We start from the raw sequence: 12290 nt of genomic DNA, 5'->3' as shown, positions 1-12290 counted from the left end.
GAGCGGGGGGAAGGGGGGTCACCTCGGCTCCGGTGGCCTCTGCCGGGGCATGTTCGGGCGGGCCGGCGGGCCCGGGGGAAGGGGGAAGCGGCCCTGGGCGGTGCCCGGGTCCTGGCGGCCCCCGGACGTCACCGCCCCCTGGATCCCCATGGGAGCGGAACCGTTCCGGAACTCCACGATCCAGTCCGCGGTCTCGACGCGGATCAGCTCCGTCACGTCCTCGGAGAAGCGCCGCAGCACTCCCAGACACCGCTCCGTGGCCTCCGCGGCCGTACCGTCCGTAGGGCCCAGCACCTCCCGCACGCCCTCCGAGGCCCAGTCGAACTGCAGTGCCTGGAGCCGGCGCTGCACGGCCTGAGCGGTGGCCACGTCCCTTATCCAGCCCGAGGTCACGCCGAAGTACCGGTCGACTGCCACGCAGGCCACCGCGAGCAGCAGGGCGAGGTAGCCCCAGGGCGCGAGCCCGGCCCCGGCCACCCCCGCCAGCCCCAGCAACGGCAGCGCGGCCCCGGTGACCGCCCCCGCCGCGGCGCCGCCCCGCAGGGCCCGCGCGCAGCGCCGCTTCCACACCCGGTCCGTGAGATACCAGGACGCCGTCTCCAGCGCCCCGCGCTCCACCCACCGGTACAGCTCGTCCAGCTGCACGGCGGGCTCGCCCCAGTCACCGAGCGGAAACGTCCGCCCGGTCAGATCGGCCCGTCCGTCCTGAGGCGGGCCCTCGGGCTGCATCTCCGGCTGACCCACCCGGCGCTCCCTACTGATCGGTCACCCTGCGTGACGCCTGATGCTGATGTGCGGGGATCCTTCCTACCGCCCAATGGGTGGCGAAGGGGGTGCTTTGGTTGCTTTTCCGCTCGGAAGAGGGCCTTGATCAGGTATAGGACTCCAGGCCGACTCACTCGAAAGAGTGCTGGGGCGACGCCCGTCCCGACCACGTAGGCTCGTGCCAGGGAGGAAAAACCTCGCCCGCACAGCCGTACCGACACAGGAGCTGATCGTGATCCCCGGTGGTGGCCAGCCCAACATGCAGCAGCTGCTCCAGCAGGCCCAGAAGATGCAGCAGGACCTGGCGAACGCGCAGGAGGAACTCGCCAGGACCGAGGTCGACGGCCAGGCGGGCGGCGGGCTGGTGAGGGCCACCGTCACCGGCGCCGGCGAGCTGCGCGCGCTGAAGATCGACCCGAAGGCGGTGGACCCGGAGGACACCGAGACCCTCGCCGACCTGATCGTGGCGGCCGTACAGGCGGCGAACGAGAACGCGCAGACGCTCCAGCAGCAGAAGCTCGGCCCGCTCGCCCAGGGCCTCGGGGGCGGCGGAAGCGGTATCCCCGGACTGCCCTTCTAGGGGACCGGTCAGGGGGCCTGTCTTTCTAAGACGGGTGTCGGCCAACTAGCGTACGTATCGCAAGGAACCCAGGAAGGACGGCAGTCCGTTGTACGAAGGCGTGGTCCAGGACCTCATCGACGAACTGGGGCGGCTGCCCGGCGTCGGTCCCAAGAGCGCCCAGCGGATCGCCTTCCACATCCTCCAGGCGGAGCCGACGGACGTACGTCGGCTCGCGCAGTGCCTGATGGAGGTCAAGGCGAAGGTCCGCTTCTGCGCGACCTGCGGCAATGTCGCGCAGGAAGAGCTGTGCAACATCTGCCGCGATCCCCGCCGCGACCTCTCCGTCATCTGCGTGGTGGAGGAGCCGAAGGACGTGGTCGCGATCGAGCGCACCCGGGAGTTCCGTGGCAAGTACCACGTCCTGGGCGGCGCGATCAGCCCCATCGAGGGTGTAGGACCCGATGATCTGCGCATACGAGAGCTGTTGGCCCGGCTGGCCGACGGGACGGTCACGGAGCTGATCCTCGCCACCGACCCGAACCTGGAGGGCGAGGCCACGGCGACGTACCTCGCCCGCATGATCAAGCCCATGGGCCTCAAGGTCACCCGCCTGGCCAGCGGCCTCCCGGTGGGTGGCGACCTGGAATACGCGGACGAGGTGACCCTCGGCCGCGCCTTCGAGGGGAGACGACTCCTAGATGTCTGACGCCACACTGCACGCTGCCCAGGACCCCGACGACTTCGCGGTCCAGATCGCCGACCAGGTCGAGAGCTTCCTGGTGGCCGTCATGGAGGTGGCGAAGGGCGACGAACCCGACTCGGCCGTCCCCTTCCTCCTCCTGGAGGTCTCCCAGCTCATGCTGGCCGGCGGCCGCCTGGGCGCCCACGAGGACATCGTCCCCGACGAGCGCTACGAGCCCGACACGGGCCCGGACGCCGACGTGGACGAACTGCGCGAGAACCTGGCCCGGCTGCTGGAACCGATCGACGTCTACTCCGAGGTCTTCGACCCCTACGAGCCGCGCAAGGCCCCGGTCCCGGCCCGTATCTCCGACGACCTGACCGACGTCATCACCGACCTGCGCCACGGCATGGCCCACTACCGTGCGGGCCGCACCTCGGAGGCACTGTGGTGGTGGCAGTTCTCCTACTTCTCCAACTGGGGCTCCACGGCCTCCGCGACCCTGCGCGCCCTCCAGTCGGTGGTGGCGCACGTCCGCCTGAACCAGCCGCTGGAGGAACTGGACGGCCTCGACACCGACCAGGCGATGGGCGACGAGACGCTGGAGTTCGAGGCGGGCAAGGTGATGGTGGAGGAGATCGCGGGTCCGCTGGGCCTGCGGTCCTCGCAGTAGCGTCCATGTGACGCGTGTCATACGAGAAGGCTTCCGGAACGGCGTAATGCGCGGGCACCTGGGGTGGTCTGACTGCACAACGGCCACACCCGGCCCGTGCCCCCCGCCGACTTGGAGCCCCGTATGCACGTCACCCTCCAGCAGCCGACAGGCGCCCGCCTGATCACGGCCACGGACCAGGAGATCGCGATCCCCGCGACCCTGCGCTACACCTCCGGCGACCCGCTGGCCGTGCACCTCGACTTCCCGCCGCATGTCACGGTCGACGGCGAGGTCGCGACGTGGACGTTCGCCCGCGTCCTGCTGGGCGAGGGGCTGCGGGCACCGGCCGGCATCGGCAACGTCCGGGTCCGCCCGGCCGGTCCGGCCCACACGTACGTGGAGTTCCACGCGGCGCAGGGCGTCGCCGTTCTGCGCTTCGCCTCCGCCGACCTGACCCGCTTCCTGGCCCGCACCTACACGGTCGTCACCGCGGGCGAGGAGACCGTGGGCGCCGAACTCGACCACGGGCTGGTGGCGTTGTTCGGGGGGCGGGTGTGATCCGCGCCGGCCTCCGGGGCCCGCTGTCCGCCCCGCACGCGTACGCCCTCGGCCACCAACTGCGCGCGGTCCGCGAGGAACAGGGCCTGACGCGGGGTCAGGTGGCCCTCGCGGCGGATCTCTTCCCGGCATGGGTCACGCAGATCGAGGGCGGCGAGGTCCACGACCTGGAAACCATGCGGGAGTACGCCCGCGCGCTGGGGGCACGGATCAGGGGGACGCGGGCCGCGCGCCTACGGCGTTCGTGACCACGGCGGTCAGGAGCCCGGCAGCAGCATCTCACCTGTCACGGGAACATCACCCAGCGTGAATTGGGCAACCCCTGTCTCTGCCCTGTATCTCGGCTGTACGGGCCCTAACCAGCGAAAAGAGAGGCTGGAGTCAGTTCACAGCACCACCTCTCACCGCCCTGGAGACAGCGATGACCCGTCGTTCCATAACCAAGCGCGCAGCCATCGTCGCCGCCACCGCCGTCGTCGCACTCGGCACCGTCGGCACCGTCGTCGCCACAGCCGGTCCCGAGCACGCGAAGAAGCCCGCCAAGAAGCAGATCGCGGCCCTCTTCGACACCTGGAACGCGACCCTGCAGACCGGCGACGCCGACAAGGTGGCGAACCTGTACGCGAAGGACGCGGTTCTCCTGCCGACCGTCTCCAACAAGGTCCGCACCAACCACGCGGAGATCGTCGACTACTTCGAGCACTTCCTTCAGAACAAGCCGGTCGGCAAGAAGGTCAAGACGGTCGTCAACGTCCTCGACACGAACTCCGCGATCGACACCGGCGTCTACGAGTTCACGCTCACCGACCCGAAGAGCGGCGCCAAGCGGGTCGTCGAGGCCCGCTACTCGTACACGTACGAGAAGGAGAACGGTGTGTGGAAGATCGTCAACCACCACTCCTCGGCGATGCCCGAAGGCTGATCTCCACCTTCAGCCCGCCCCCCGGAGCGTCCGCCAGCGTCACGGTCCCGCCGTCGTCGGTCACCAGCTGCTTGACGACGGCGAGGCCGAGGCCGGAACCGGAGCGTCCGGTGAGGCCCTGACCGCGCCAGAAGCGGTCGAAGGCGCGGGACTTGTCGGCGTCGGACATGCCGGGTCCCTCGTCGAGAACCGACAGCACCACCATGTCCGCCCTGGACCCGACCTCGACGGTGATCCTGCCGCCGTCCGGTGAGACCTCCAGGGCGTTCGAGAGCACGTTGTCCAGCACCTGGTCCAGATGGCCGGGGCTGGCCAGCACAGACGGCCGGTCGTCGACAACACTCCCCCTGAGCGCGATGGTGACTCCGCGCTCGTCGGCGGCCGGCCTCCACACCGTCAGGCGTTCGTCCACGATGTCCCGCAGCGGCAGCGGTTCCGCGCCGGTCACCTTCGCCTCCGCCCGGGCCAGCACCAGCAGGCCGTTGACCAGACGGCTCATCCGGACCACCTCCGCCGTCGCCTGCTCCACGTCCTCGCGTACGGACTCGTCGTCCACGCCGTCCGCGATGTTGTCCAGCGACAGCCGCAACGCGGTGAGCGGGGTGCGGAGTTGATGGGAGGCGTCCGCCACGAAGATGCGCTGCGAGGCCACCAGCGTGTCGAGGCGCTCGGCACCCTGGTTCAGGGTGCGGGCGAGGGTCTGCGTCTCCGGCGGTCCCGTCACGGGGGAGCGCGCGGTGAGGTCGCCGTCGCTGAACTTGCTGGCCATGGCGTTGAGTTCGCGCAGGGGAGCGGTGATCCGGCGGGCGGCGAACGCGCCGATCGCGGCGGCCGCCGCCAGGACGAGCACGGCGAGTCCGGCCCGGAAGCCCCAGATCTGCCAGAGCCGCCTGCTCATGTCCGAGGTCGAGTAGACGATCCGCACGGCCGCGTCGCCCTTCGCGGGCACGGTGACCGTCAGATGCCGGCCCCAGACGAAGTCGGAGCCCCAGTCGGTCGTCGACTCGTTCTTCTCCACGGCCCGCCTGAGCGCCGCGTCCGCGGCGGGAACGGGCAGCTTCGGGTCGCAGTTGGCGGTGCGGGTCGCCTGGACGTCGCCGTACGCCGTGGCCACCTGGGTCAGCGCCTCGCACGAGGTGCTGGTGCCGTTGCTCAGCAGCAGCGCCATGGTGTTGGCCTCGCGCAGGACCGACTGCCGGGTGTCGTCCCGCAACTGCTTGGTCAGTGTGAAGGCGACCGGGACGGTGAACAGGAAGATGGCCACCGCCACCAGCAGGATGTAGCTCCGGATGAGCTGCCGGTTCATGAGGCCCCGTCGTCCTTGGCAATCTCCAGCCGGAAGCCCACGCCCCGGACCGCCTCGATGACGACCGCCCCGGCGAGCTTGCGCCGCAGCGCCGCCACGTGCACGTCCAGCGTCTTGGTCGGCCCGAACCAGTTCGCGTCCCAGACCGCCTCCATGATCTGCTCGCGCGACATCAGCGCGCCCGGCTCCTCGGTGAGGAAGGCCAGCAGGTCGTACTCCTTGGGCGCGAGGGGCACCTCCTCGCCGTCGAGGCGGACCCGGGCGGCCTTGCGGTCGATGGTCAGACGGGAGCCGTACGCGTCGGGGCCCGCCGCGGCTGCTTCGGTACGGGGCCGCGCGCGCCGCATCACGGCCCGTATCCGCGCGATGACCTCCCGGACCCCGAACGGCTTGGAGACGTAGTCGTCGGCGCCGAGCTCCAGGCCGACCACCCGGTCCGTCTCGTCGCTGCGCGCGCTGATCACGATGATCGGCACGTCACCGCGCTCGCGCAGCGCCCTGCACACGTCCAGGCCGTCGGTGTCGGGCAGACCGAGATCGAGGAGTACGACGTCGTAGGGGCCCTCGTGGGCGAGGGCGGCCCCGCCGGTGGAGACCCACTCGACCTCGAAGCCGTACCGGATCAGGCCGCGTCTGAGGGACTGGGCGACCGGCTCATCGTCTTCCACCAGGAGTACGCGCACAGCCGCACCCTAATCCTTGAAACTTAATTCACTGTCGTCACACGGCTCCCACAGGGCCATGTGACGCGGTGCACTTTTCCCGGCGTGCGGGATTGGGCATGCGCTGACCTGGGCGTCCGAATCTCACGATGCGATACCGCGGAGGGGGAAACCGGACGCTCGTTAAACTGAGCCGACACACACGGACTGAGCGAGGAGCGCACGTGGGCCTTGTCGTGCAGAAGTACGGAGGCTCCTCCGTAGCCGATGCCGAGGGCATCAAGCGCGTCGCCAAGCGAATCGTCGAAGCGAAGAAGAACGGCCACCAGGTCGTCGTCGTCGTTTCCGCGATGGGCGACACGACGGACGAGCTGATCGATCTCGCCGAGCAGGTATCTCCCATGCCTGCCGGGCGTGAGTTCGACATGCTGCTGACCGCCGGAGAGCGGATCTCCATGGCACTGCTGGCCATGGCGATCAAAAACCTGGGCCACGAGGCCCAGTCGTTCACCGGCAGCCAGGCCGGCGTCATCACCGACTCGGTCCACAACAAAGCCCGGATCATCGACGTCACGCCGGGCCGTATCCGTACGGCCCTCGACGAGGGCAACATCGCCATCGTCGCCGGCTTCCAGGGCGTCAGCCAGGACAAGAAGGACATCACCACGCTCGGCCGCGGCGGCTCCGACACCACGGCCGTCGCGCTCGCCGCGGCGCTCGACGCCGAGGTGTGCGAGATCTACACCGACGTCGACGGCGTGTTCACCGCCGACCCGCGCGTGGTGAAGAAGGCGAAGAAGATCGACTGGATCTCCTTCGAGGACATGCTGGAGCTCGCCGCCTCCGGCTCGAAGGTACTCCTCCACCGCTGTGTGGAGTACGCCCGTCGCTACAACATCCCGATCCACGTCCGGTCGTCCTTCAGCGGACTCCAGGGCACATGGGTCAGCAGTGAGCCGATCGAGCAAGGGGACAAGAAGGTGGAGCAGGCCATCATCTCCGGTGTCGCGCACGACACCTCCGAGGCCAAGATCACGGTCGTCGGCGTGCCGGACAAGCCGGGTGAGGCCGCGGTCATCTTCCGCACGATCGCGGACGCCGAGATCAACATCGACATGATCGTGCAGAACGTCTCCGCCGCCTCCACCGGCCTGACGGACATCTCCTTCACGCTCCCCAAGGCCGAGGGCCGCAAGGCCATCGACGCCCTGGAGAAGAACAAGTCCGGCATCGGCTTCGACTCGCTGCGCTACGACGACCAGATCGGCAAGATCTCGCTCGTGGGCGCGGGCATGAAGACCAACCCGGGTGTCACGGCCGACTTCTTCACCGCCCTGTCCGACGCCGGCGTGAACATCGAGCTGATCTCGACCTCCGAGATCCGCATCTCGGTCGTCACCCGTGCCGACGACGTCACCGAGGCCGTGCGTGCCGTGCACAGCGCCTTCGGGCTCGACTCCGACAGCGACGAGGCCGTCGTCTACGGGGGCACCGGCCGATGACCGCCCGTCCGACGCTCGCGGTCGTGGGGGCGACCGGGGCCGTCGGCATGGTCATGCTCCAGATCCTGTCCCAGCACGCGGACATCTGGGGCGAGATCCGACTGATCGCCTCCCCGCGCTCGGCCGGCCGCAAGCTGGCCGTGCGGGGGGAGCAGGTCGAGGTGGTGGCCCTGTCGGAGGAGGCCTTCGACGGGGTCGACGTCGCCATGTTCGACGTCCCCGACGAGGTGGCCGCGCAGTGGGCGCCGGTCGCCGCCGCGCGCGGTGCCGTCGTCGTGGACAACTCCGGCGCCTTCCGGATGGAGTCGGACGTGCCCCTCGTCGTGCCCGAGGTCAACGGGCACATGGCCCGGATGCGGCCGCGCGGGATCATCGCCAACCCCAACTGCACCACCCTTTCCATGATCGTGGCCCTGGGCGCGCTGCACGCCGAGTTCGGGCTGCGGGAGCTGGTGGTGTCGAGCTACCAGGCCGTGAGCGGGGCCGGGCGGGCCGGCGTCGAGACCCTGCGCCAGCAGCTGTCCCTGGTCGCCGGCACCGAGCTCGGCACGCACCCCGGTGACGTGCGGCGGGCCGTCGGCGACAACACCGGGCCGTTCCCGGAGCCGGTCGCGCTCAACGTCGTACCGTGGGCCGGGTCGCTGCGCGAGGACGGCTGGTCCTCGGAGGAGATGAAGGTGCGGGACGAGTCCCGCAAGATCCTCGGCCTTCCCGCACTGCCGGTCGCCGTGACCTGTGTGCGGGTCCCGGTGGTCACCGTGCACTCCCTCACCGTCCACGCCCGCTTCGAGGGCGAGGTCACCGTCCGCAAGGCGCGCGAGATCCTCGCCACCGCCCCCGGGGTCGTCCTCTTCGACGATCCGGCGGCCGGTGAGTTCCCCACCCCCGCCGACGTCGTCGGCACCGACCCCACCTGGGTCGGGCGGGTCCGGCGGGCCCTCGACGACCCCACCGCGCTCGAACTCTTCGTGTGCGGGGACAACCTGCGCAAGGGCGCCGCGCTCAACACCGCACAGATCGCGGAGCTGGTGGCGGCCGAGTTCGTGTGACCCCCGTCTCGTGGCAGATCTCCCGTACGCAGTTGTGCCTACGGGAAAAGCCCTGGCCATGGCCGGATCACTTTGTAGGATCTGTGTACGACATGTGGTGCGGCTAATGGTCCGTACCACTTGATCCCGGCGCCCGGGCGTCCGAAGATTTTCCTCCCCGCTCTCCGCAACCGTGCGAAGGGCGGGGAGCGTCTTTGCGAACGCCCTTTCAGGGGGTGCGGGGATGCATGCGAGGCGTGGGGACGCCTCGGCCATTCAGGACACAGGGGAAGAGCGGGTAGGCATGAGCGCGTTCGACGCACGGTCAGTTGTGCTGCCTGAGAGAAGATGGACGGCCGCGTACAACCCTCACCGGGGTGAGCGTGTCCAACTGGCGTGGCTCAGGTACTCGACTTCCCTGCCGCGCCGAGCGGCGCGGCTGTCCTCCGGCCCCGCAGGCCCGGGGCGCCCGGTGGCATGCCGGTGATCGCCCCCATGCCCGCAGCGCGGCCCGCCCGCATACCCAGTCAGCGTGACGGCGCCGAGGACGTGACGGCAGCCGGTACCACCGTCGATCACCTCACCGAGACCTACCGGGCGCACTACCGCTCCCTGCTCGGTCTCGCCGCCCTCCTGCTCGACGACACCGCCTCCTGCGAGGACGTCGTCCAGGAGGCCTTCATCCGCGTCCACTCGGCACGCAAACGCGTCCGCGACCCGGAGAAGACCCTCGCCTACCTGCGCCAGACCGTCGTCAACCTCTCCCGCTCGGCCCTGCGCCGGCGCATCCTCGGACTCAAGCTGCTGTCCAAGCCGATGCCCGACATGGCGAGCGCCGAGGAGGGGGCCTACGACCTGCTGGAGCGCGACTCCCTCATCAAGGCGATGAAGGGCCTCCAGCGCCGCCAGCGCGAGGTCCTGGTCCTGCGCTACTTCTCGGACATGACCGAGGCCCAGGTCGCCGACACGCTCGGCATCTCGCTGGGCTCCGTGAAGGCCTACGGCTCCCGGGGGATCGCGGCGCTGCGGGTCGCGATGGAGGAACCGGTGTGAGCGGCGAAGGTGATGCAGAGGGACTGCGCCACGAGCCTTACGCGTGGCATGAGCCGACCGGGGAAGGCAAGCACGAGCCGACCTGGGCGGCGCGGCAAGAGCACAAGCAATCGCACGCTGGGAACGGAACTGTGAACCACGGCCCCGAAGATCTGAGCTCCACGGGGGAGTTCGACTCGGACGAGCTGGCACTGCGACGGATGCTGCAGCAGGCGGTCCAGGAGATCGAGCCGCGCGACGGCACCCTGGACCATCTGCGCAAGGCGGTCCCCGCCCGGCGGGCACGCAAGCGGCAGGCCCTCGTCGGCATGGCCGCCGCGGCCCTCTTCATCGGCACCGCGATCCCCGCCGTCATCCACGTCTCCGCCACCAACACCAACGCCAACACCGCCAACGCCGGGCACACCTCCCAGATGCAGGGCGGCGCCGGCCAGGGCAAGCAGGAGGACGGCGGCGAGTCCACCTCAGGGGGTTCCTCCGGCAAGGCCGAGGACAAGGGCAAGGGCGAGACCAAGGGCGAGGGGAAGGGGAAGACCGCGGGCGCCACCACCGGCGCGAGCAGCGGCTCCGGCCCGTCCGCCACGGCCCCCGCGAGCGCCGCGGCCTGTACGGCCGCCGAGCTCGGCACCCCCACGGCGACCACCGCGGGGCCCGACGCCTCCGGGACGGTCTACGGCACGTTCCACATCACCAACGGCTCGACCACCGCCTGCACGGTCACCGGTCCCGGCACCGTGAGCGCGAGCGCGCAGGGCGCCGCAGACAGCAGCAAGATCGGCGCGGTCCGGCACCTGTCCGGGGACGCGGCGTCGGCCGGGCTGCCCGACCCGTCCCAGGAGGTCTCCCAGCTGCTGCTCCAGCCGGGTTCCTCCTACGACGTGAAGTTCGCGTGGGTGCCGTCCGAGACCTGCCCCACTTCGGAACCCTCGACCGACCCCACCCCCGACCCCACGACCTCCCCGGACGCCTCCGCAGGCGAGGGCTCCTCCACCGGGGGCGACACCGGGACCTCCACCCAGCTCCTCACGGACGGCGGCACGCTCGACGGCAGCGTCCTGGTGACGAACACGGCGGCGGGCGGCGGACCGTCGGTGTCGACCACGGTGTCCAACGCGTGCGCGGGGACCGTGTACTGGACCGGAGTGCTCACGTCGTCCTGACCTGACGGACGGCGAACGGGCGTCGGGGGACGCCCGGGATCAGGCGGTCGTCTTCTCCTGCGGCTGCTCCTGGGCGGACTGCTCCTGGGCCGGCTGCTCCTCGGAGGGCTGCTCCTCGGAGGGCTGCTCGTCGTCCGGGAGGATGCCCAGTTCCGCGTCCCGGAAGAACTCCACCTCGCGGCGCACCAGACGGAACCACATGAACACCACGAAGCCGGCGAAGACGAACCACTCACCGGTGTAGCCGAGGTTCTGGAAGGCCTTGAGGTCCAGCCCGCTGTCGGCGGGCGCGCTCGCCGGTACGGCCCTCATCCCCGCGTCACCGGTGTTCAGGGTGACCCACGCGTCGTACACGTCGTACGGCACGAGGTTGATCAGGGAGGCCGCGCTGATCGCCGCGGTCTGCCCGGCCGGGAGCCCGCCCTGCGCACTGACGCCGTTGTCCCCCGGGGTCTCCGACGCCTGCAACGCCCCGGTGACGGTGACCTCGCCCTTCGGCGCGGCCGGCACCTTCGCCGGATCGGGGGTGCCCGGCAGCCAGCCCCGGACCACGGGCAGCGCCTTGCCGCCGTCGGTGCGCAGCAGCGTCAGGACGTAGTAGCCCTCGCGGTCGTCCAGTTGCCGGCCGGGGACGAGTAGCTGCCTGTCGTACCGGCCGGTCGCGGTGACCTGCTTGCCGGAGGTCGCCTTGTCCACCGGCAGCATCTCGGCCAGGGGCCGCGCGGGCTCCCGCTCGTCCGTGCTGACCTGCTGTGTCGCGTCCCGGCTCTCGGCCATCCGGTCCTCGAACCGGCTCAGCTGCCACGACCCCATGAAGACGCAGAACGGGATGGCGAGCAGCACGAAGACGTTGATGCCGAACCAGCGGGGCGTCAGCAGAAACCGGTACACACTCCCACGGTACGGGGCCCGTCGGGGGTGCCGGGGCGCGGGGTTGGGAACTGCTGGGTTCCGGCCAGGCCGACCGCAGTGCCCCTGGCATGCTGCCGGGCCCGCGGGAACGGAGGTGCGGCCGCGCGGGAGGGACCCCGCCCTCCCGCTCCCTCTCCAGGAACGGTCAGTAGCGCTCCGTGAGGTGGTCCCGGCCCGCCGGGGGTTCGTACGGCTCCGGCCAGAAGTCCGTGACGGTGGATATCCGGCCGCTCTCGTCCGCGGTGAAGAAGGAGATGGCGTACATCTCCTCCAGGCCCACCGTGAAGTGGGCCCAGGTGACGACCTGGCCCGGCTCGGCGACGATCCGCTCGATCCGCAGGTGCCAGTCGCCCGGGTACTCGCGGTTGAACTCGACGTACCGCTCCCGTCCGCTGATGCGCTCGCGGGTCTGCGGCAGGGTGTAGACGACGTCCTCGGACAGGGTGTCCGCGAACGCGGTCCAGTCGCGGGCCTCGGCGAAGGCCCAGAAACGCTCCACGGTCTTGCGCAGATCGGTCATGCG

The 12290-nt window shown here is 70.3% G+C and carries 15 protein-coding genes; 10 read left to right on the top strand and 5 right to left on the bottom strand.

Translation table 11 applies throughout. The annotated features are described in order from the left end of the window. Window positions 1-18: 18 nt before the first annotated feature. On the bottom strand, window positions 19-744 hold the full coding sequence (locus ACFYZ8_RS21575; RefSeq protein WP_359034068.1) for an SLATT domain-containing protein: 726 nt from the start codon (window positions 742-744) through the stop codon (window positions 19-21). 253 nt (window positions 745-997) lie between these two features. On the opposite strand from ACFYZ8_RS21575, the gene ACFYZ8_RS21570 reads away from it, so the two are divergent. The 6 genes from ACFYZ8_RS21570 to ACFYZ8_RS21545 all read left to right on the top strand — a co-directional run bounded on the left by ACFYZ8_RS21570 (window position 998) and on the right by ACFYZ8_RS21545 (window position 4144). Further along, window positions 998-1345 carry a YbaB/EbfC family nucleoid-associated protein gene (locus ACFYZ8_RS21570; RefSeq protein ID WP_028809102.1) on the top strand — a complete coding sequence of 116 codons (348 nt, stop codon included), beginning with the start codon at window positions 998-1000 and terminating at the stop codon, window positions 1343-1345. 88 nt (window positions 1346-1433) lie between these two features. After that, window positions 1434-2033 carry a recombination mediator RecR gene (gene recR, locus ACFYZ8_RS21565; RefSeq protein WP_007383602.1) on the top strand — a complete coding sequence of 200 codons (600 nt, stop codon included), beginning with the start codon at window positions 1434-1436 and terminating at the stop codon, window positions 2031-2033. Continuing rightward, the gene (locus ACFYZ8_RS21560; RefSeq protein WP_359034071.1) at window positions 2026-2682 is read left to right on the top strand and encodes a DUF5063 domain-containing protein; all 657 of its coding nucleotides are present in this window, start codon (window positions 2026-2028) and stop codon (window positions 2680-2682) included. The genes recR and ACFYZ8_RS21560 overlap by 8 nt, the downstream gene beginning before the upstream one ends. 123 nt (window positions 2683-2805) lie before the next feature. After that, entirely contained in the window at window positions 2806-3222 is a 417-nt protein-coding gene (locus tag ACFYZ8_RS21555; protein WP_359034073.1) for an SsgA family sporulation/cell division regulator, read from the top strand. Then, a complete protein-coding gene (locus tag ACFYZ8_RS21550; RefSeq protein ID WP_359034075.1) occupies window positions 3219-3470 on the top strand; it encodes a helix-turn-helix domain-containing protein in 252 nt (83 codons plus the stop codon). Before ACFYZ8_RS21555 ends, ACFYZ8_RS21550 begins: the two co-directional genes overlap by 4 nt. A gap of 173 nt (window positions 3471-3643) precedes the next feature. Further along, window positions 3644-4144, top strand: coding sequence for an SgcJ/EcaC family oxidoreductase (locus ACFYZ8_RS21545; RefSeq protein ID WP_359034078.1), 501 nt, complete (start codon window positions 3644-3646; stop codon window positions 4142-4144). Here the strand turns inward: ACFYZ8_RS21545 and ACFYZ8_RS21540 are convergent. Together ACFYZ8_RS21540 and ACFYZ8_RS21535 are read right to left on the bottom strand one after the other, a co-directional pair. Further along, window positions 4110-5450, bottom strand: a complete 1341-nt coding sequence (locus ACFYZ8_RS21540) for a HAMP domain-containing sensor histidine kinase (protein WP_359034080.1) — start codon at window positions 5448-5450, stop codon at window positions 4110-4112. The genes ACFYZ8_RS21545 and ACFYZ8_RS21540 overlap by 35 nt on opposite strands. Further along, the gene (locus ACFYZ8_RS21535) at window positions 5447-6133 is read right to left on the bottom strand and encodes a response regulator transcription factor (protein WP_359034082.1); all 687 of its coding nucleotides are present in this window, start codon (window positions 6131-6133) and stop codon (window positions 5447-5449) included. Before ACFYZ8_RS21535 ends, ACFYZ8_RS21540 begins: the two co-directional genes overlap by 4 nt. Before the next feature lie 203 nt (window positions 6134-6336). Here ACFYZ8_RS21535 and ACFYZ8_RS21530 point away from each other — a divergent pair, with 203 nt between their 5' ends. The 4 genes from ACFYZ8_RS21530 to ACFYZ8_RS21515 all read left to right on the top strand — a co-directional run bounded on the left by ACFYZ8_RS21530 (window position 6337) and on the right by ACFYZ8_RS21515 (window position 10855). Then, window positions 6337-7614, top strand: coding sequence for an aspartate kinase (locus tag ACFYZ8_RS21530; protein ID WP_355749197.1), 1278 nt, complete (start codon window positions 6337-6339; stop codon window positions 7612-7614). Further along, window positions 7611-8663 (top strand): aspartate-semialdehyde dehydrogenase, encoded by a 1053-nt coding sequence (locus ACFYZ8_RS21525; protein ID WP_388537668.1) that lies wholly within the window; start codon window positions 7611-7613, stop codon window positions 8661-8663. Before ACFYZ8_RS21530 ends, ACFYZ8_RS21525 begins: the two co-directional genes overlap by 4 nt. Window positions 8664-9119: 456 nt before the next feature. Further along, window positions 9120-9695 carry a SigE family RNA polymerase sigma factor gene (locus ACFYZ8_RS21520; protein WP_355749191.1) on the top strand — a complete coding sequence of 192 codons (576 nt, stop codon included), beginning with the start codon at window positions 9120-9122 and terminating at the stop codon, window positions 9693-9695. Between the two features lie 131 nt (window positions 9696-9826). After that, window positions 9827-10855 carry a hypothetical protein gene (locus ACFYZ8_RS21515; protein WP_388537666.1) on the top strand — a complete coding sequence of 343 codons (1029 nt, stop codon included), beginning with the start codon at window positions 9827-9829 and terminating at the stop codon, window positions 10853-10855. Between the two features lie 39 nt (window positions 10856-10894). On the opposite strand, the gene ACFYZ8_RS21510 is transcribed toward ACFYZ8_RS21515, so the two are convergent. Next, a complete protein-coding gene (locus tag ACFYZ8_RS21510) occupies window positions 10895-11746 on the bottom strand; it encodes an SURF1 family protein (protein WP_388537664.1) in 852 nt (283 codons plus the stop codon). Between the two features lie 166 nt (window positions 11747-11912). Beyond that, complete coding sequence (locus ACFYZ8_RS21505; RefSeq protein ID WP_359034091.1) at window positions 11913-12287, bottom strand: nuclear transport factor 2 family protein; 375 nt, start codon at window positions 12285-12287, stop codon at window positions 11913-11915. Window positions 12288-12290 lie beyond the last annotated feature (3 nt).

Origin of the sequence: Streptomyces sp. NPDC001668, assembly GCF_042893155.1 — a bacterium.
Classification (GTDB): Bacteria; Actinomycetota; Actinomycetes; order Streptomycetales; family Streptomycetaceae; genus Streptomyces.
This window is presented reverse-complemented; position numbering and strand designations above follow the sequence as displayed.

Coding starts and splice junctions, on each gene's coding strand:
- ACFYZ8_RS21525 (WP_388537668.1), top strand. CDS start 7,611: ATGACCGCCCGTCCGACGCTCGCGGTCGTGGGGGCGACCGGGGCCGTC.
- ACFYZ8_RS21555 (WP_359034073.1), top strand. CDS start 2,806: ATGCACGTCACCCTCCAGCAGCCGACAGGCGCCCGCCTGATCACGGCC.
- ACFYZ8_RS21520 (WP_355749191.1), top strand. CDS start 9,120: ATGCCGGTGATCGCCCCCATGCCCGCAGCGCGGCCCGCCCGCATACCC.
- ACFYZ8_RS21540 (WP_359034080.1), bottom strand. CDS start 5,450: ATGAACCGGCAGCTCATCCGGAGCTACATCCTGCTGGTGGCGGTGGCC.
- ACFYZ8_RS21505 (WP_359034091.1), bottom strand. CDS start 12,287: ATGACCGATCTGCGCAAGACCGTGGAGCGTTTCTGGGCCTTCGCCGAG.
- ACFYZ8_RS21560 (WP_359034071.1), top strand. CDS start 2,026: ATGTCTGACGCCACACTGCACGCTGCCCAGGACCCCGACGACTTCGCG.
- ACFYZ8_RS21545 (WP_359034078.1), top strand. CDS start 3,644: ATGACCCGTCGTTCCATAACCAAGCGCGCAGCCATCGTCGCCGCCACC.